Source organism: Campylobacter sp. RM10537 (genome assembly GCF_022369435.1).
Taxonomy (GTDB): Bacteria; Campylobacterota; Campylobacteria; order Campylobacterales; family Campylobacteraceae; genus Campylobacter_D; species Campylobacter_D molothri.
On the sequence record NZ_CP059597.1, the window covers coordinates 83,085 to 100,579 of the forward strand.

Genomic DNA, 17,495 nt, shown 5'->3' on the forward strand with positions numbered 1-17,495 from the left:
ATAATTTAATTGAAAATTTAAGTAAATATTAATTAAAGTAATAAAAATTATTATTTTTTGAATATAATTTCATCTTAATTTTAAAAATAAATGCTATATTTAAAATTTTTAGATTCTTCAGTCTAAATTCTAAAGGGTTTAACTATGAAAGAAATTCTTATTACTAATGATGATGGATATGAAAGTAAGGGTTTAAAAAAACTTGTTGCAATGCTAAAAAAGGAATTTAAAGCAAAAATAACTGTAGTAGCACCATCAAGCGAAAAATCAGCCTGTTCTCACTCCATTACTTTGGTAAGACCTCTTCAATTTGTAAAGGTAAAAAAAAGATTTTATAAACTTGATGATGGAACTCCAGCTGATTGTATTTATTTGGCTTTACATGCTTTTTATAAAAAGAAATTGCCTGATCTTGTCATTAGTGGTATCAATAAAGGAGCAAATGTAGGAGAGGATATTACATATTCTGGGACTTGTGCGGGTGCTATGGAGGCTGTTTTGCAAGGAGTTCCTGCTATTGCTTTTTCGCAATTTTATAAAAATCATGAAAAGATAGATTATGAAAATGCATTAAAAATAATTAAAAAACTTGTAAAAAAAATTTTTAATCAAGGGTTCCCTTTGGATAAAAAAGAATTTCTTAATGTGAATTTTCCTTCTTCAAAAATTAAATTTAAAGGAATTAAAATCGCTAAAGTGGGAAAAAGAATTTATAATTATAAAGCCCATTGCAATACCAATCCAAGAGGAAAAAAATATTTTTGGCTTGCAAGTGCTAATTTGGATTTTGAGGAAGAAAAAAAATCTGATATTGCTCTTTTAAAAAAGGGCTATGCAACTATTACACCAATAATGCTTGATTTAACAGCTTATAAAAAATTAAAACAAACAAAAAAATGGCTTAAGGAAAAGTAATGTATGATAGATTTACACGTATTAAATGGTTAATTACAGAAGAAAATTTAGACAAAATTTTAAAAACCAAAGTTTTGGTTTGTGGTCTTGGAGGAGTTGGCGGAATTTGTGTTGATGCGTTATTTAGAAGTGGTTTTACAAATCTTACTTTAATCGATGGAGATTATTTTGAGGTTACAAATCAAAACCGTCAAATTCATAGCGAACATATAGGCGAGGAAAAAGCAAAAGTTTTTGAAAAAATTTATAAAGCACGGGGTATTGTAGCAAGAATTGATCAAGAATTTCTTGATCAATTTGATTTAAGTTCTTTTGATCTTATCATTGATGCAATTGATGATATTCCGGCTAAAGTAGCTTTAGCAAATTCGATTGATTTTGAAAAACAAATTTTTATTTCTTCTACAGGTGGAGCAAGAAAGCTTGATCCTACTCGTATTAAAACGACAAGTATTTTTAAAACTTATGGTGATGCTTTAGCAAAAAAATTTCGTTATGAACTTAGAAAATCAGGTTTTAATAAAGATTTTGATGTAGTTTTTTCAGATGAGGTGCCTTGTTGTAAAGATCTTGGTTCTTTTATGGGAGTTACAGCTTCTTTTGGTTTGGCTTTAGCTTCTTTAGCGCTTAAAAAAGTTATAGATAAAAAATGATAAGAATATTTATTTTATTCTTACTTTTTCAAAATTTTATTTTTGCTAAGAATTTGCCAGATTTTTTTAAAGAACAAAATCTTAGCGGAGTGATGATTTTTTATGATGGTAAAAATTTTTATAGCAATGATTTTTTAAAAGCCAAAGAACGTTTTTCTCCAGCTTCAACTTTTAAAATTTTTAATGCTTTAATCGCTTTAAATTCCCATGTAGTTAAAGATACAAGCGAAGTATTTTATCATTATGAGGGTAAAAAAGTTTTTTTGCCCTCGTGGGCACAAGATGCGAATTTAACTTCAGCCATAAAAAGATCTCAGGTTCCTGCCTTTAAAGAACTTGCAAGAAAAATAGGCAAGGTAAAAATGCAAGAAAATTTAAACAAGCTTAATTATGGTAATAAAAAAATTTCTAAAATAGATACCTTTTGGCTTGATAATGCTTTACAAATTTCAGCCAAAGAACAAGCGGTTTTACTTTTTAAACTTGCTAATTTAAAACTTCCTTATTCTAAAAAAATTCAAGAAGAAGTTATTAAAATGATTGAATTAAAACAAAATGATGATTTTATTCTCTATGGTAAAACAGGGTTTAATGATAATATCGCTTGGGTTGTGGGATTTGTTTATTTAAAAAAAGTTCATTCTTATCGTTCTTTTGCTCTTAATGTAAAAATTTCAAATTTTAAAGATTTGTATAAAAGAGAAGAAATTTTAAACCAATATTTAAATAAAATTTTTTAAGCTAATCTATACCTTAAATAAGGCATAGGATAATATTTATTTTTGAAAATACAAAATTATTTGGATAAAATAAACCAATTAAAAAGGTTTGTTATGTATGAAATTATTTATTATAATAATAAAATTATTAAATTTATAAACAATCTTGAGCCAAATTATAAAGAAAAAGCTTATAAAATGATACAAGAATTAGCCATAAACGGCAACAAGCTCGATGAACAACACAGCAAAACAAGATGTGATGATATTTTTAAGATCAGGTTAAAAACTCCAAGGCATTCGATCAGAATTTTTTATGCTTTTGAAACGAAATTATTTATTTTACATGCTTATGCTAAAAAAGACAATGCGACTAAAAATAAAGATCTTGAAATTTGTGTTAAGAGATTAAAAGATATTAAAAGAATGCTTGCTTAGCTATTCTTTTAAAAATCCATACTCATAAATTTTTGGCTCTATTTTTTTAGCTAGGGTGTTTAAAGATTCGTTGAGTTGGCTAAGTAAAAATTTATAGTGTTCATCTTTTGCTTTAGCAGGAGTATTCATCTTGCCTTTTTCATCCCTACCTTGAAAGAATTCTTTGATATCATAAAAAGAAGCATTGACTAGATAGTTTTTATCTTCGCTGTGCGTGTGATAGTATTTAAAAAGTTCTTTTCCCGCTTTTAAAAGTTCTTTGGCTTGGGGGCTAAATTCTATCTTTGCTAACTCATCACCAAATAAAGAATTCTCATCTTTGATTTTGCCATTTATAAATTTATACATAAAATCACTTTCGAAAGCTTCTTTTGTGATGTTTAATTCTTTTTCGCTAAAAGGGATGAAGTGATTTATCCCTTCTTTTGAGCTTATGCGATTTTGCCCATGAAAAAGCATAAAAGCTAGACAATCACTTTTAAATTCATCATCTTTATCGTATAGTTTATTTGGATACAAAAACTGATCTCTATCGTTTATCCAAGTAGCTGCTATAGCGTGACGCACTGAAAAATATATAGCTATATTAATTAAATTAGAAATATATATTTTTAAATTTATATCTCCATTTCCAAATGATTTTTTACTAGAACCAAAACATATTCTATTATTGTGCTGAAAATCATTAGCTTTAGCATTAAAAAAAATAATAACTTTTTTAGAATTTATATTTTTACAAAAACTATCCAACCATTGATTTATAAATAAACTATTCTTATAAGAGAAAAAATTTTTCTTACCTAAAAAATTTCCATTTTCATTAAATACATCAAGTTTTATTTTTTTAATTTCTTCTTTTTTGCTTGTATCCCATATCAAAAATCCTATGGGAAAATTTCCTTTTACATTATCAAAAGTATAAGCAGGTGTTATAAAACCTTTTAAAAACTTAGCCTTAAAACTCTCTCTAAATTTTATAAAATTGGTAGAATTGACATATTTTAATTTAGAAAAACTAGCCAGTATGGCACCTTCGATCTCACAATAAATTCTTATAAAAAATTGTGCAAATAACTCTCTACTAGATTTTCCTAATATATCTTTATATTTATCATATATACTAGAATATTGCACGCCTGTTTTATTAATCCCACCACTAGATAAACCTACCTCTGCATAAGGTGGATTGATAAAGATTATTAGTTTTTTGCGCTTGTTTTCATCCTTTAAAATCTCTTGCAAATTTAAAGGTAACTTTGATTTTTTGATAATATTTCCTTTATTGTCGCACTCATCAAAAAATTCATCATTTAAAAAGTCAAATTGAAAAACTTGCTTTTCAAATAAATTCGCTCCATTTTTTATACGCTCATGTATTACATCGATATCGGCTTTATCAAGAGTGGAGCAAAAAATATTTTTTTTATTTGTAAAATTGGCGAGTAAATTTCCAGTTCCACCAGCTAAATCCCATATATAATACTCATCTTCATAATCTTCCCCAAAAGTTTTTGATAGATATTCACAAGCCTTATCTACCCAAATTCTAGGAGTAAAAAACGCTCCCTTTCGCTCTCTTATATCTTGATCGACAAGCAAATCTCTACGTTTTATAATATAATCCCAAAATTCTTCTCTTGGCGGACGCTCATAAATAGCCCAAAATTCTTTATGGGCTTTTTGATGGTCTTTAAATCCTGTTTTTTCGGCGATGATAGAGCCTAATTCTGTCTTTTTTTCATTAAATTCATAATAATCTTTTTTCAAAACAGCAAAAAGCTTTTCAACTATGCTAACATTATCTTTTGATAATAAATCAGCCAAATAAAAATCAGCGTCGATTATCCCACTTTTTTTAGCCAAATCCCAGTCTATACTGATACTATCTTTTACACTTTTGCTCCATTTATAATATATACTTACAAAATTGTTTTTATCGATTTTAAATTTACTTATATTTTCGCTTGTGAGATTTTCTTTGATAAAGGCTTTTAATTCTTCATCATTTTTTTCATAGTAAAAAATTTGTGCTTCTTCTAAAATAGTGTTAAGTTGCTTTAAAAGTTTTAAAAATTGTTCGCTTTTGTGATTACTTGGCGTAACGCTAAAATCTATATCATTTTGATAAAAAACTTCTTGAATTTTTATAAAAGGTAAAAAAGCCATTTTAATGCCATCAAAGGCACAAAGTAAATTTGGAGTTTGTTCTGTGTAAAATTTATATTTTCCTATGGTGAGTATAAGCTGTATGAAGGATTTTTTTATATCGCTTTCTCCTTTTTTTGCTTCAGCCCAAAGTAAATTAATCTCGCCTAAATTTTTATGTTTGTAAGTTATGGTAAAATCGATTTTGGAACCAGAATAACTAAATTTTGTAAAATAGGTATCTTTGATTTTGCTTTTTAAAGGTTCTTCGCTTAAATGGATAAAATTCATTGTTTTTCCCTCTAAAATATTTATGAAATTATATTAACAATACTTAAAAAAATTATTTAATTTTCCCTACAATGATAGGATTAAAAGCTTTTATGGAAAGTAAAAGCGTATCGCCGATTTTTACATCTTGATAATCTTTTAAAAACTCTTCTTCGCTAAGTGTGATTTTAACGATATCTTGATTTAAAAGTAGGGTAAAAATGATCAAAATATCGCTTTTTTTAACTTCAAGCAAGGTTGCATTTAAGCGTAATTTAGCACTTAAATTTGCTTGTGTAAAAAATTCATTTTTGATTAAATTTTTAATGATTTTGCCATTTTGAATTTCTATGATTTTATGGCTTAGTTTGTAAATTTCAGCTATATCATGGCTTACGAGTAAGGTTGTGATTTTAAAATGATGTAAAATTTTTGCAAGTTCATCTTGTAAATTCATACGCATTTTAAAATCTAAAGCGCTTAAAGGTTCATCTAAAAGTAAAATTTTAGGTTCTCTTATTAAGGCTCTTGCTAAAGCGACTCTTTGAGCTTGTCCGCCTGAAAGTTCTTTAGGATACGCTTTGGCTAATTCTTTTAAATTCATAAGTTCTAAAAATTCATTGATTTTTGTTTCGTTTTTGTTTGCATAACTTAAATTTTCTTTGACATTCATATTAGGAAATAAGGCATAATCTTGAAACATAAAGCCTATTTTTCTTTTTTGTATGCTTAAATTGATATTTTTCTTACTATCAAACCAAATTTCATTATCTACTTCTAAGTACCCGCAATTTGGTTTGATTAGTCCTGCTATGATTTTAAGCAAGGTTGTCTTTCCAGCTCCACTTTCTCCAAAAATAGCTGTGATTTCTCCTTGATTGATTTGGGTTTTAAATTCAAATTCTTTAGAATTGATTTGATGTTTTAGATCAAGCTTTAGCATTAAAATTCCTAAAAATTTAACTTTTTATTGACAAAATATAAACTTAAGAGTATGGCAAAAGAAAGAATGAAAAGCGTAAAAGCGTATTGATGTGCTAGGGTATAATTTAAGGTTTCAAGTTCATCATAAATTGCAATACTAGCGACTAAAGTTTCTCCTTGTTTGTGTCCACCTATCATCATTACAACTCCAAATTCTCCCATAGTGTGAGCAAAACTCATTGCACAAGCTGAAAAGATACCTGCTTTACAATTGGGCAAAATGACTCTAAAAAGAGTAGTTATTTTGCTTTTGCCTAAAGTATAAGAGGCGTATAAGAGATTTTGATTGATTGATGAAAAAGCACTTTGTAAAGGATTTATCATAAAGGGTAGAGAAAAAATGATAGAAGCAAAAACGAGTCCTTCAAAAGTAAAAACTAAGGAAAGATGAAAATATTTTTGCAAAAATTCTCCTAAAAAAGTATTGGTTGAAAAAGCAATCAAAAGATAAAAACCTAAAACACTAGGAGGTAAAACCAAAGGCAAATTGATACAAGTTTGCAATAAAGCTTTAAAAGGAAAGCGAGTAAAGCTTAAAATATAAGCTAAAAAAACACCTATAAAAAAAAGTATAAAAGTGGTAATAAAAGCTAGTTTAAGAGTTAAAAAAAGTGTTTGCAAAAAAGCAGGATCAAGCATAATTGGTCCTTAAAATAATATCATTTGATTTAATAAAACAAAGCCATTCTTGTTCGAGAGAAAGTTTTAATTCTAAAGCTTTTTCCTTGGTGATCAAGCTAGAAATTTTTTGATCGTGGAATTTGAAAAATACATGATACAAAAGCTTTCCTTCTTTGATTTTTGAAATTTTTGCTTTAAAAGAATTTTCTACACTTAAACTAGAATTTAAGGTAGCAAAGCAAAGCTCATGTTCTTTAAAAAGCATCTGAATTTCTTGATCTAATTTAAGTTCTTTAAAGGGGCTAAGCATTAAAACTTGAAAAATTTCATCTTCGCAATTTATTTTTACAAGTATCAAATCATCTTGATAGATGAGATCACAAACCTTACCTTTTAAGGTATTCATGGAGTATCAAATCCATATTTTTTAAAAATTTCCCTTGCTTTAGCTGAACTAATAAAATCACTAAATTCAAAGGCTAGTTTTTTATTTTTGGCGTATTTTGTGATTACAAAACTTTGTTTTAATGGAGTGAAATATTTTGGATCGATAATACTTGCTTTACCTTTAGGATGGTTGATAGGAGAAACTAAAGAATAAGCTACAATACCAAGTTCAGATGCTTTAGAATCAACATATAAAACTGGCTGAGCAATGTTATCTCCTAGGATAATTTTATTTTTTAAACTTTCACCTAGATCAAGTTTTTCTAAAATTTCTTTAGCAGCAACTCCATAAGGAGCGATTTTTGGATTTGCTATGCTTAGATGATTGATTTTTGTTAAATTTTTTTTAAGATTTTCAAGATGGATTAAATTTGGGTCTAAGCTATATAAGGCTAAAACACCCAAAGCATAAATTTTTGGTTTTTCTAAAGCGTTTTGATCTTGAAAAATTGCCTCAGCGTATTTAGCATCAGCTGAAAAAAATAAATCAAATTTTCGCCCTTGCTTTAAAAGTTGGTAATATTTGCCAGAAGCGCCAAAAATCATTTCTATGGTATCATTTGGGTGAGTTTTTAAAAATTCATCTTTAATTGCACTCATAGCCTTTGAGGCTGAAGAAGCAACAAAAATACTAAGATTTTCTGCTTTAAGGCATAAAAATAAAAACATACAAAAAAATAATATTTTTTTCATGAGTAATCGTTCCTATCGAAATTTGCTAGGATTATAACAAAATAATTTTTATACTTTTTTTACATAAATAAAAATAGGATGATAGGTGAGTTTGTTTTGAAATTTTTTTTCATAGTCTTTTAAAAAAGTTTTCGTTAAGGTATGATGGCCTAAAGAATTTACCCCACTTAGTTTTAAATGCCTAAAAACTTCTAAAGGACTTTCAAATTCTAAAGTGATAAAATCTTCTTCTATAAGGATTTCAAAAAAATACTCTTGTAAGATTTTTTTTATTTCAAAAAGAGAAAGATATTTCAAAGAAAAGCCTGTGCTTTTTGTGATTTGTTCTAAATTTTTTTCGCCAAAAGTGGATAAAAGCAAAATACCTTTTGTATCAAGCATATTTGCAAGAGTGGGAAGTATTTTTTTAAAATTAAGCCATTGTAAAGTTGCATTTGAGGCGATAAGATCGAATTTTTGAGTGCTTAAAGGATGCTGAGCTATATCATTCATATCAAAAATTTCTACTTTATCTTGAGATTTATAATCTAAAATATCATTTAAAATGTATTTTTTAAAGATGATTTTCTTTTTTAATTTTCGTGTGAATTCTCCTTGTGCACAACCAAATTCAAAGACTTGATCAAAAAATTTATTTGCAGGGATTTTTTCGCAAAGTCTATCTCCCATCCAATTTTGCACTTTTGCAGCTTTTTCATAGCTTGATTTGGCTTTTAAAAAATTCAAAACTCATCCCAAGAATGAAAGTGAAAAAAAGCAAAATGAGGTTCATTTAAAAAAATTAAATTTTCAAAGCTTTTTTTTAAAGCATTTTGTGGAAAAATTTCATCTTGATTACTTGAGTAAATTTTATCCCAAGTTAAATAATCTTTTTGTTCTTTTAAAGCAAAATTAAAAAGCATATTAAGTTCATTTTTTAAAGTATTTTCATCTTTAAAGATAAAATTTTTAGTTTTTTCTTTATGATTTTTAAATAAAGAGTTTTTAAAATTTTCTAAATTAAATTTTTTTATAGTTTTACTAAAAAGTGTAGGATGGATACCTTTTTCTTTATCTATGCCTAAGTTGGTTCCATTGATGGCAATTTTTTGATCAAAATCATATTCTTTTAAAAGATAATTAGCAAGACAAACTCCCATAGAAAAAGCTATTAATTTAATTTTTGAAAAAGCTTTAAAATCGAATTTAAAATCTAAATTTTCAAAATCATAAAACAATACAACATTTTTTTCACTTTTTAAGTGTGAAAAATGGCTCGGATGACTTGCAAAACCTCCAAAAACAATAATAAGTTCATCGCAATTTAGATTTTTATATAAAAAAGTATTTTTCATAATAACTCCAAAATTTGCTCAAGATCATTTTGATCAAGTCCTGCGTGTAAAGAAAAGCGAATTCTGGCTGTATTTTTGGGCACAGTAGGTTCTTTGATTGCTGGAGCAAAGATACCACCTTTTTCTAAAATTTGAGCTATCGCTAAAGCTTTTTTATTATCTCCTAAAATCAAGGAAATAATATAAGAATCCCCTAAAATTTGCAGATTTTTTTCTTGGAGTTTATCTTTTAAAAATTGACTTAGATGATATAAATTTTCTCTTTTATTTTGAAATTTTGCCATATTTTTAAAAATAAAAAGTGTAAAAGCAACATTGATAGGAGGTAAAGCTGTAGAATAGATAAAAGCACGTGCTTTATTGATGAAAAAATCTTTATATTTTTTAGCACAAATCATACAAGCACCCATTGAAGCAACAGCTTTTCCAAAGGTAAAAACTAAAAAATCAATTTCGTTTTCTAAACCAAGGGATTTTGCAAATCCTAAACCCTTTTTATCAAAACATCCAACACTATGAGCTTCATCAATATAAAGTTTTATTTTTGGATAATTTTTTTTAAGTTCAACAAGAGCTTTTAAATCGCTAAAATCTCCATCCATGCTAAATAAAGCTTCGCTAAGTATGATGATATTTTCATATTTCTCATAATGTTTTTGGATCAAAGATACTAAATGATCTAAATCATTGTGTTTATAACGGAAAAAATCAGCCCCATTAAGTCTTAATCCATCAATCATACTCGCATGGATCAATTTATCAGCCAAAAAAAGAGTTTTATTTAAGCTTGAAAGTGCGGCTATGCAGGATAAATTTAAATGATACCCGCTGTTAAAATGAAGTATTTCTTTATCTTTAAAATCGGCTTTTAAATAATCTTCTAATTCTTCATAAATTCCAAAATTTCCACTTAAGCTTCTTGAGCTTGAGCTTGAAAAATAGTTATATTCTTTTTTTAAATTGCTTAAAAATTCTTCTTTTAATTCTTCATCATAAGAGAGTGCTAAGTAATCATTTGAAGCTAAATTTAAAAGTTTTTTACTTTCTTTGTAAACAAATTTTCCCTCATGACGTAGATGAGGTAGAGTTCTAAAATTGTGATCATTTTTTAAATCTTGTAAGATTTTATCAACGGACATTTTTTTCCTAAAAATTTAGAATTTTAAAGTATTATTTTGCCACATTATTTTTAAAAAAGAAGTTAGATTATGGATAATGAATTTTTAAAACAGCTTGATTTAAAACATATTTGGCACCCTTGTACTCAAATGAAAGATCATGAAAATGTGCCTTTAATCCCTATAAAAAAAGCTAAGGGAGTTTGGCTTTATGATTTTAATGATAAAAGATATTTAGATTGTATCAGTTCTTGGTGGGTGAATCTTTTTGGGCATTGTAATGAAAAAATCGCAAATGCCATTAAAAAGCAAGTTGATGAGCTTGAGCATGTGATTTTAGCCGGTTTTACGCATGAGCCTATTATAAAGCTTTCAACTAAGCTTTGTGAAAAAGTTGGGAGAGATTTTAATAAATGTTTTTATGCGGATAATGGATCAAGTGCTGTAGAAATAGCACTTAAAATGAGTTTTCATTATCATTTAAATCAGGGTTTTAAAAAAAATAAATTTTTATCTCTAAGCAATTCTTATCATGGTGAAACTTTAGGAGCATTAAGCGTAGGAGATGTTGCGCTTTATAAAAATACTTATAATCCTTTGCTTTTAAAATGCCTTAATACTCCAGTTCCAAAAAGTAAAAATTATGAAGAAGAGCTTTTTATTTTAAAAGAGATTTTAGAAAAGCATTCTAATGAAATTTGCGCTTTTATCTTAGAACCTTTAGTGCAGTGTGCTGGAAATATGCATATGTATGAGGCAGGATTTATTGATGAAGCCATAAAACTTTGTCATGAATTTAATGTGCAAGTTATCTTTGATGAAATTGCTGTAGGTTTTGGACGCACAGGGACACTTTTTGCTTTACACCAATGCAAACAAACTCCAGATTTTATTTGTCTTTCAAAGGGAATTACTGGCGGATTTATGCCTCTTTCTGTAGTGCTTACTAAGGACGAAATTTATCAAGCTTTTTATGCGCCCTATAAAGAGTATAAAGCTTTTTTGCATTCTCATAGTTATACAGGAAATACTTTAGCTTGTGCTGCTGCTAATGCGGTTTTAGATATATTTGAAAATGAAAATATTTTAGAAAAAAATAAAATTTTAAGCACCTTTATCGAGCAAGAATTTTCAAGACTTAAAAAATTTGATTTTCTTGGTAATTTTAGAATTTGCGGGATGATTAGTGCTTTTGATATTTTAAATGCAAAGTATGAAAGAGCTGGGCTTGAGGTTTTTAAAAGAGCTTTAAAAAAAGATTTGCTTTTAAGGCCGCTTGGAAATACGATTTATTTTATGCCTCCTTATGTGATTACAAAGGAGCAAATTTCTTATGTAGTGGATAGTTTAGAGCAAATTTTTAATGATTTTTGAAAGTTTTTCGCAAACTCTATCATTAAAATCTATGATAGGAATTTGTGTGTATTTGCTGATAAAATCCTTACTAAAATGATCCTCACTTTTTAAAACTAAAGCAAGGATAGGTATATCTTTTTGTTTTAAAGCTTCTATACTTAAAAGAGTATGATTGATGCTTCCTAGATAATCTTTTGCAACTAAAATAGTAGGGCGTTTAAATTTTTGCATAAAATCAATCATGGTTTTTTCATCATCAATAGGTGAAAAAAGACCACCTGCAAGCTCTATAATGAGTTTATCACTTTGAGGCAAAGCAATATCAAAAGCTTTATAATTTAATCCTTCTAAAGTTCTTGCCTTATGGGGTGATACAGGAGTTTGTAAAAATATACCTTCTTTAAAAATTTTAGTTTTTGGGCTAAATTGAGCTATGATATCACTATCTTTTGGAGTGCCTGCTTGAATGAGTTTAAAATAATCAAAATCCAATTCTTTGCAAATTCTAGCGCTTAAATATGTTTTTCCAACATCAGTATGAATACCGCTGATATAAATTTGCATTTTAATCCTTTAAGAAAGTAATTTTAAAGCTATAGTAGAAACTAAAATCACTAAAATAAAAAAGAGCTTTAAGAAATTTTTACTCTCTTTAAATAAAACCACACCCACTACAACGCTACCCACAGCACCAATACCCGTCCAAATAGCATAAGCAATACTCATTGCAATGCTTTGCATACTCAAACTCAAACTCATAAAAGAACACATAAAACACACTATAAGAGCTAAAAGATATTTTTTTGCGTGTGTATTTACGTATTTTTTCATGATGATAACACCTATAATTTCACAAATTCCAGCAATGATTAAAAATACCCAAGCCATTAATTCTCTTTAGAACTGAATTTTAAACCTATTACACCGAGCAATAAAAGCAGTATGAAAAAGATTTTTAAAATAGAAAATTTTTCATGAAAAATAGCAATTTCAGCCACTACAATACCAGCGGTTCCAATGCCTACAAAAACACTATAAGCTATGCTAATTTCTATTTTTTTGCATGCTTTTAAAAAACAATTAAAAGAGATAAAAATTCCAATAGCTGTTAAAAGATAGTGCCAAATTTCATAGGAGTATTTTAAACCACTCACCCAAAAACATTCTATTAAGGCTCCAAAAATAACCCATAACCAAGCAGTATTTAATTCTTTTTTCAAAAAAATATCCCAAATACAGTTTTAAATCGTAATTATATACTTTTTTACTTTTAACTAAGCCAATATTAGATAAAATTAACGCTTATTTTTTTGAAAGGATAAAAAGATGTTAGAAGGTATCGTTAGAGAGAGTATCGGTAGAAAAGCAGCTAAAGCTTTAAAAAGAGATGGTTATCTAATAGCAAACATCTATGGTAAAGGACTAGAAAATATCCATGCTGCTTTTAAGGTCAATGAATTCATTAAAGAAGTTCGTAAAAAAACAACTTTAGCTTTTGATGTTAAAGTAGGTTCTCAAACTTTAAATGTTGTGGTTGTGGATTATCAAAAAGATCCAGTTACAAGCGATTTAAAACACGTGGACTTAAAAGTTGCACAAAAAGGTGTAATTTCTAAATATATGGTTCCAGTTAAAATCACAGGAACCGCTATCGGTCTTAAAAATAAAGGTGTTTTAATCCAATCTAAAAGAAGATTAAAAGTTAAATGCAAGGCTGAAAATTTACCAAATTTCTTTGAACTTGATGTTAGCAAACTTGATGTAGGTGATGCTTTACTTGTTCGTGATGTAGTAGTTCCTGAAGGTGTTACTATTTTAGACGCTGATAGGATAGCGGTTGTTGGCGTAGAAAAAGCTAGATGATATTAGTCGTAGGGCTTGGCAATATAGGCGAGGAATATAAAAATACTCGCCATAATGTAGGCTTTATGCTCATTGATTTAATCTTAAAAGATCAAAATTTTACAAATCTTACGAATTCAAAATTTAAAGGAGAACTATTTAAAATCGGTTCTTCTTTGCTTCTTCTTAAACCTAGTACTTACATGAATAATTCAGGCATTAGTGTTAAAGCGGTTAAAGATTTTTACAAATGTGAAAGAATTATAGTTATACATGATGATATCGATATTAATTTAGGGGCTTTGCGTTTTAAAAAAGGTGGATCAAGTGGTGGACATAATGGGCTAAAAAGTATCGATTCTTTATGCGGAAATGATTATGAAAGAATACGTATAGGAGTAGGAAAAGGAGAGGATGTTATTTCGCATGTTCTAGGACAATTTAACAATGAGGAAAAAATAATTTTAGATAAAATCTTAGAGCACTCTAAAAAAGCATTATTTAAACTAGTTGAAAAAGATTTATCAAGTGTTTCATCTTTGTATAGTTTAAGAGCTTAAAATGTGGATTTTTTTTCGTTTTATTTCAGAAATTTATCTTAAGAATTTTTTTATAATATTTTTATCTTTAATTGGTTTTTATTGCGGTATTGATTTACTTTTAAATTTTAAAGATTTGCCACAAAGTGTGAATCTTCAATTACTCTATACAGTTTTTTTAGCTTGTTCTGCTGTACCTTATATTTTACCACTTTCTATTGTTTTTGCATTTATATTATCGCTCATTTCAATGATTAGAACCAATGAGTTTGTAAGTTTTTATGCTTTGGGTATCAGTAAAAATTTGGTTGTTATTTTCCCTTTTTTATGGGCTTTGTTTTTTTGCTGTATTTATATTGGTTTAAATTTTACTTCTTTTGCTTATGCAAATGATTATAAAAAAAATATTTTAAAAAATGGAGTTTTAAATAAACAAGGTGGAGAAGTTTTTTTAAAATTTAATAATGATTTTGTTTATATTTCCAAAATAAATAATGGTCAAAATAGTGTCCAAAATATAAAAATTTTTGATCTTAATAACTCAACCTTAAATTCTTTTGTTGAAGCTAAAACAGCATCCTTTAAAGATGGAAATTGGATCTTAAAAGATGGAAATTCAACCACACTTCCTAAAGAATATATTCTTGGAGCCAAAGGGCTTGATGTGCAAGAATTTAAGGAATTGAGTGCCTTGGAAGGTTTTAAACCAAAAATTATTGAAAGTGTTGCAAGCAACAGTAATTATTCTATTTTAGATGCTTGGGAGAGTTTAAAGCTTTTTAAAGATCAAAATATTAGTATAGAAACACTAAAGATTAATCTTTATAAACTTATATTTATGCCTTTTTTTGCCCCTTTTTTAATGCTTATTATGTATTATTATTTTCCTGTTATTTCTAGATTTTTTAATCTTGCTTTTGTCGCTTTTGTCGCTTTTATTGTGACATTACTGTCTTGGGGGCTTTTATTTTTGTTTTCAAGATTAAGTGAAAATGGTGTTATAATCAGTGAAATTGGTATTGTTTTACCTATTGTATTATTAGGTTTTTTTAGTTTAATGAAATTTTATAAAAATCGCTGATTAAATATTAAAATTTAAAGAAGGAAAATATGGATTATAAAAAACTTAAAAATGAATTTCAAACCCCTTTTTATATTTATAATTTTGATGCGATTAAAGAAAAATTTTTAGAATTAAAAAATGCTTTTAAAGCTAGAAAGTCACAAATTTTTTATGCAGTAAAAGCTAATTCAAATTTAAGTCTTTTACAAATGCTTGTAAAATTAGATAGCGGATTTGATTGTGTAAGTATAGGTGAAGTTAAACGCGCTTTAAAAGTTGGTGCAAAACCTTATAAAATTATTTTTAGCGGAGTGGGTAAAACTGCAGAAGAATTAAAACTTGCTTTAAAATATAATATTTTATATATTAATCTTGAAAGCGAAGCTGAAATGATGCTTTTAGAACAAGTAGCTAAAGAATTAAATACTAAAGCAAGAATTAGCATCAGAGTTAATCCTAATGTAGATGCAAAGACTCATCCTTATATTTCTACTGGATTAAATGAAAATAAATTTGGAGTTGAAATTGAGTGTGCTAAGAAGATGTATATTTATGCAAATAATTCTCCTTTTTTAGAGCCTGTTGGGGTGCATTTTCATATAGGTTCTCAGCTTTTAAATTTAACTCCTATATATGAGGCAGCTAGTATTGTTTCAAAACTTGTTAAAGAATTAAAGGCTTTAAAAATTAATCTTAAATTTTTTGATATTGGTGGAGGACTTGGTGTAGCTTATGAAAAACAGGATTTAGAGCCTAATCTTTATGAGTATGCTCAAAGAATTTTATCTAACCTTAATGGACTTGATGTGACTATTGGAATGGAACCTGGACGATTTTTAGTAGCCAAAAATGGAGAATTTGTTTGCTCAGTTCTTTATGAAAAATATAATAAAACAAAGCGTTTTATCATTGTTGATGGAGCGATGAATGATTTAATACGTCCAAGTTTATATGAGGCTTATCATGAAATTTATATGCCTTACAATCAAGGAGAAGAAACCCCTTGTGATGTTGTGGGCGGGGTTTGTGAAAGTGGTGATTTTTTTGCTAAAGCAAGATTGTTACCTTATACACAAAATGGTGATATAATGGTTATTAAAAATGCTGGAGCATATGGCTTTAGTATGAGTAGTAATTATAATACTAGAAATAAAGTTTGCGAATTAGCTTTAGAAGATGGTATAGTAAGATTGATTCGCCAAAGAGAAAGCTTTGAAGATCAAATTGCTTTAGAGGAGAAGTTTATAAAGGTTTAAAATGTTTTTTTTAGATGTTCAAGGAACGCTTATTTCAGATGCTGATAAATCTTTAATTTTTGGAGCCAAAGAATTAATTGATTTTTTAAATACAAATAATTTTGCTTATGTGATTATCACAAATAATACTAAAAAACTTGATTTTTTAGAAATTTTAAGACAAAAGGGCTTAAATATAAAAGATAATGCTTATTTGGATCCTTTTTGCATTTTAAAAACTCTTTTTAAGCCTTGTAAAGTTTCTGCTTTTGGTGCTAATGAGTTTTTGCAAAGTCTTGAAATGCTTGGCTTTAAGTTGGATTTTAAAAATCCAGAATTAGTTCTTATTGCTAGTTTTGATGATTTTAAATTTAATGATTTTGCTAGCATTATAAAAATGATTGAAAATGGAGTTAAAATTGTGGCTATGCATGAAAGTAGCATTTATAAAAAAGACAATAAATCTTACCCAGGGGTAGGAAGTATAATGGCTATGCTTAAAAACGCAATTCATTTTGAATATGATGTTGTGGGTAAGCCAAGTGTGATTTTTTATAATGAGGCTTTGAAATTGTTAAAAACGCAAAATCAAAATGCTCGATTTGAAGATATAAAAATAATCAGTGACGATTTTAAAGGGGATTTGTTTAAAGCAAAAGAATTAAATATGAAAACTTATTTAGTTTTAAGTGGAAAACTAAATAATACTAAAGGCATTGATACAAGCGTTCTTGATGGAGTTTATCCGAGTGTTTTTGAAATTTTAAAGGAAGAGCAATGCTTGATTTAAAAGAATTAAGAGAAAAAATTGATAAAATAGATGATGAAATTTTAGAGCTTTTAAATGAAAGAATGACTTATGTTAAAATTATAGGAGAAATTAAAAAAAAACATAATAAAGAAATTTATTATCCCAAAAGAGAAAAAGAGATTATTGATCGTTTAAAAAATAAAAATTTAAAAAATTTAGATCATGATGCTATAGAATTGATTTATGACAAAATTTTTGCCATTGCAAGAACTTTGGAAAGATTTTAAAATAAACTTTATATTTTTTATAACAAAAATATAAAATTAAATGTAAATTTTTAAAAATTATAAAGTGCTTTTTGCTAAAATGTTT

The 17,495-nt window shown here is 27.5% G+C and carries 21 protein-coding genes and 1 pseudogene; 11 read left to right on the forward strand and 11 right to left on the reverse strand.

Going from position 1 to position 17,495, the window contains the following annotated elements; all coding sequences use genetic code 11:
- The first annotated feature begins 144 nt into the window (after window positions 1-144).
- The 4 genes from surE (at window position 145) to CMOL_RS00390 (ending at window position 2,725) form a co-directional block, all read left to right on the forward strand.
- Window positions 145-915 carry a 5'/3'-nucleotidase SurE gene (surE, locus tag CMOL_RS00375; RefSeq protein WP_200281367.1) on the forward strand — a complete coding sequence of 257 codons (771 nt, stop codon included), beginning with the start codon at window positions 145-147 and terminating at the stop codon, window positions 913-915.
- On the forward strand, window positions 915-1,568 hold the full coding sequence (locus CMOL_RS00380; RefSeq protein WP_239820336.1) for a ThiF family adenylyltransferase: 654 nt from the start codon (window positions 915-917) through the stop codon (window positions 1,566-1,568). Before surE ends, CMOL_RS00380 begins: the two co-directional genes overlap by 1 nt.
- On the forward strand, window positions 1,565-2,308 hold the full coding sequence (gene blaOXA, locus CMOL_RS00385; RefSeq protein WP_239820337.1) for a class D beta-lactamase: 744 nt from the start codon (window positions 1,565-1,567) through the stop codon (window positions 2,306-2,308). Before CMOL_RS00380 ends, blaOXA begins: the two co-directional genes overlap by 4 nt.
- Window positions 2,309-2,401: 93 nt before the next feature.
- Window positions 2,402-2,725: a type II toxin-antitoxin system RelE/ParE family toxin gene (locus CMOL_RS00390; RefSeq protein WP_200281373.1), complete on the forward strand. Its 324-nt coding sequence runs from the start codon at window positions 2,402-2,404 to the stop codon at window positions 2,723-2,725.
- Here the strand turns inward: CMOL_RS00390 and CMOL_RS00395 are convergent, their stop codons facing one another.
- Genes CMOL_RS00395 through CMOL_RS00430 form a run of 8 tightly spaced genes read right to left on the reverse strand, consistent with a single transcriptional unit; the run spans window position 2,726 to window position 10,358 of the window.
- Complete coding sequence (locus CMOL_RS00395; RefSeq protein ID WP_239820338.1) at window positions 2,726-5,161, reverse strand: hypothetical protein; 2,436 nt, start codon at window positions 5,159-5,161, stop codon at window positions 2,726-2,728.
- A gap of 52 nt (window positions 5,162-5,213) precedes the next feature.
- On the reverse strand, window positions 5,214-6,083 hold the full coding sequence (locus CMOL_RS00400) for a sulfate/molybdate ABC transporter ATP-binding protein (RefSeq protein WP_239820339.1): 870 nt from the start codon (window positions 6,081-6,083) through the stop codon (window positions 5,214-5,216).
- An 8-nt stretch (window positions 6,084-6,091) separates the two neighbouring features.
- On the reverse strand, window positions 6,092-6,763 hold the full coding sequence (gene modB / locus CMOL_RS00405) for a molybdate ABC transporter permease subunit (RefSeq protein ID WP_239820340.1): 672 nt from the start codon (window positions 6,761-6,763) through the stop codon (window positions 6,092-6,094).
- A complete protein-coding gene (locus tag CMOL_RS00410; protein WP_200281389.1) occupies window positions 6,756-7,151 on the reverse strand; it encodes a TOBE domain-containing protein in 396 nt (131 codons plus the stop codon). Before CMOL_RS00410 ends, modB begins: the two co-directional genes overlap by 8 nt.
- Complete coding sequence (gene modA / locus CMOL_RS00415; RefSeq protein ID WP_239820341.1) at window positions 7,148-7,885, reverse strand: molybdate ABC transporter substrate-binding protein; 738 nt, start codon at window positions 7,883-7,885, stop codon at window positions 7,148-7,150. The genes CMOL_RS00410 and modA overlap by 4 nt, the downstream gene beginning before the upstream one ends.
- Window positions 7,886-7,933: 48 nt before the next feature.
- Window positions 7,934-8,611 (reverse strand): malonyl-ACP O-methyltransferase BioC, encoded by a 678-nt coding sequence (gene bioC / locus CMOL_RS00420; protein WP_239820342.1) that lies wholly within the window; start codon window positions 8,609-8,611, stop codon window positions 7,934-7,936.
- The gene (locus CMOL_RS00425) at window positions 8,608-9,219 is read right to left on the reverse strand and encodes a pimeloyl-ACP methyl esterase BioG family protein (protein ID WP_239820343.1); all 612 of its coding nucleotides are present in this window, start codon (window positions 9,217-9,219) and stop codon (window positions 8,608-8,610) included. The genes bioC and CMOL_RS00425 overlap by 4 nt, the downstream gene beginning before the upstream one ends.
- Complete coding sequence (locus tag CMOL_RS00430) at window positions 9,216-10,358, reverse strand: aminotransferase class I/II-fold pyridoxal phosphate-dependent enzyme (RefSeq protein WP_200281398.1); 1,143 nt, start codon at window positions 10,356-10,358, stop codon at window positions 9,216-9,218. The genes CMOL_RS00425 and CMOL_RS00430 overlap by 4 nt, the downstream gene beginning before the upstream one ends.
- Window positions 10,359-10,427: 69 nt before the next feature.
- Between CMOL_RS00430 and CMOL_RS00435 the strand changes: the two genes are divergently transcribed.
- Entirely contained in the window at window positions 10,428-11,711 is a 1,284-nt protein-coding gene (locus CMOL_RS00435; protein WP_239820344.1) for an adenosylmethionine--8-amino-7-oxononanoate transaminase, read from the forward strand.
- On the opposite strand, the gene bioD is transcribed toward CMOL_RS00435, so the two are convergent.
- The 3 genes from bioD to CMOL_RS00450 are packed head-to-tail and all read right to left on the reverse strand — an operon-like array spanning window position 11,685 to window position 12,913.
- A complete protein-coding gene (bioD, locus tag CMOL_RS00440; RefSeq protein WP_239820345.1) occupies window positions 11,685-12,257 on the reverse strand; it encodes a dethiobiotin synthase in 573 nt (190 codons plus the stop codon). The genes CMOL_RS00435 and bioD overlap by 27 nt on opposite strands.
- 9 nt (window positions 12,258-12,266) lie before the next feature.
- Entirely contained in the window at window positions 12,267-12,581 is a 315-nt protein-coding gene (locus CMOL_RS00445) for a DMT family transporter (RefSeq protein ID WP_239820346.1), read from the reverse strand.
- Window positions 12,581-12,913, reverse strand: a complete 333-nt coding sequence (locus CMOL_RS00450; RefSeq protein WP_234284793.1) for a DMT family transporter — start codon at window positions 12,911-12,913, stop codon at window positions 12,581-12,583. The genes CMOL_RS00445 and CMOL_RS00450 overlap by 1 nt, the downstream gene beginning before the upstream one ends.
- Window positions 12,914-13,019: 106 nt before the next feature.
- On the opposite strand from CMOL_RS00450, the gene CMOL_RS00455 reads away from it, so the two are divergent.
- From CMOL_RS00455 to pheA, 6 genes and pseudogenes are all read left to right on the forward strand, one after another.
- Entirely contained in the window at window positions 13,020-13,556 is a 537-nt protein-coding gene (locus tag CMOL_RS00455; RefSeq protein WP_137623301.1) for a 50S ribosomal protein L25/general stress protein Ctc, read from the forward strand.
- The gene (gene pth, locus CMOL_RS00460) at window positions 13,553-14,095 is read left to right on the forward strand and encodes an aminoacyl-tRNA hydrolase (protein WP_200281410.1); all 543 of its coding nucleotides are present in this window, start codon (window positions 13,553-13,555) and stop codon (window positions 14,093-14,095) included. Before CMOL_RS00455 ends, pth begins: the two co-directional genes overlap by 4 nt.
- A gap of 1 nt (window position 14,096) precedes the next feature.
- Window positions 14,097-15,155, forward strand: coding sequence for an LptF/LptG family permease (locus tag CMOL_RS00465; RefSeq protein ID WP_200281413.1), 1,059 nt, complete (start codon window positions 14,097-14,099; stop codon window positions 15,153-15,155).
- A 29-nt stretch (window positions 15,156-15,184) separates the two neighbouring features.
- Window positions 15,185-16,393: a diaminopimelate decarboxylase gene (gene lysA / locus CMOL_RS00470; protein WP_239820347.1), complete on the forward strand. Its 1,209-nt coding sequence runs from the start codon at window positions 15,185-15,187 to the stop codon at window positions 16,391-16,393.
- 1 nt (window position 16,394) lies between these two features.
- Window positions 16,395-17,162 carry an HAD-IIA family hydrolase gene (locus CMOL_RS00475; protein ID WP_239820348.1) on the forward strand — a complete coding sequence of 256 codons (768 nt, stop codon included), beginning with the start codon at window positions 16,395-16,397 and terminating at the stop codon, window positions 17,160-17,162.
- A pseudogene (gene pheA, locus CMOL_RS00480) lies at window positions 17,150-17,401 on the forward strand (chorismate mutase); the annotation flags it as partial. The gene CMOL_RS00475 and the pseudogene pheA, both read left to right, overlap by 13 nt.
- Window positions 17,402-17,495: the final 94 nt, after the last annotated feature.

Coding starts and splice junctions, on each gene's coding strand:
- surE (WP_200281367.1), top strand. CDS start 145: ATGAAAGAAATTCTTATTACTAATGATGATGGATATGAAAGTAAGGGT.
- CMOL_RS00380 (WP_239820336.1), top strand. CDS start 915: ATGTATGATAGATTTACACGTATTAAATGGTTAATTACAGAAGAAAAT.
- blaOXA (WP_239820337.1), top strand. CDS start 1,565: ATGATAAGAATATTTATTTTATTCTTACTTTTTCAAAATTTTATTTTT.
- CMOL_RS00390 (WP_200281373.1), top strand. CDS start 2,402: ATGTATGAAATTATTTATTATAATAATAAAATTATTAAATTTATAAAC.
- CMOL_RS00395 (WP_239820338.1), bottom strand. CDS start 5,161: ATGAATTTTATCCATTTAAGCGAAGAACCTTTAAAAAGCAAAATCAAA.
- CMOL_RS00400 (WP_239820339.1), bottom strand. CDS start 6,083: ATGCTAAAGCTTGATCTAAAACATCAAATCAATTCTAAAGAATTTGAA.
- modB (WP_239820340.1), bottom strand. CDS start 6,763: ATGCTTGATCCTGCTTTTTTGCAAACACTTTTTTTAACTCTTAAACTA.
- CMOL_RS00410 (WP_200281389.1), bottom strand. CDS start 7,151: ATGAATACCTTAAAAGGTAAGGTTTGTGATCTCATCTATCAAGATGAT.
- modA (WP_239820341.1), bottom strand. CDS start 7,885: ATGAAAAAAATATTATTTTTTTGTATGTTTTTATTTTTATGCCTTAAA.
- CMOL_RS00425 (WP_239820343.1), bottom strand. CDS start 9,219: ATGAAAAATACTTTTTTATATAAAAATCTAAATTGCGATGAACTTATT.
- CMOL_RS00430 (WP_200281398.1), bottom strand. CDS start 10,358: ATGTCCGTTGATAAAATCTTACAAGATTTAAAAAATGATCACAATTTT.
- CMOL_RS00435 (WP_239820344.1), top strand. CDS start 10,428: ATGGATAATGAATTTTTAAAACAGCTTGATTTAAAACATATTTGGCAC.
- bioD (WP_239820345.1), bottom strand. CDS start 12,257: ATGCAAATTTATATCAGCGGTATTCATACTGATGTTGGAAAAACATAT.
- CMOL_RS00445 (WP_239820346.1), bottom strand. CDS start 12,581: ATGGCTTGGGTATTTTTAATCATTGCTGGAATTTGTGAAATTATAGGT.
- CMOL_RS00455 (WP_137623301.1), top strand. CDS start 13,020: ATGTTAGAAGGTATCGTTAGAGAGAGTATCGGTAGAAAAGCAGCTAAA.
- pth (WP_200281410.1), top strand. CDS start 13,553: ATGATATTAGTCGTAGGGCTTGGCAATATAGGCGAGGAATATAAAAAT.
- CMOL_RS00465 (WP_200281413.1), top strand. CDS start 14,097: ATGTGGATTTTTTTTCGTTTTATTTCAGAAATTTATCTTAAGAATTTT.
- lysA (WP_239820347.1), top strand. CDS start 15,185: ATGGATTATAAAAAACTTAAAAATGAATTTCAAACCCCTTTTTATATT.
- CMOL_RS00475 (WP_239820348.1), top strand. CDS start 16,395: ATGTTTTTTTTAGATGTTCAAGGAACGCTTATTTCAGATGCTGATAAA.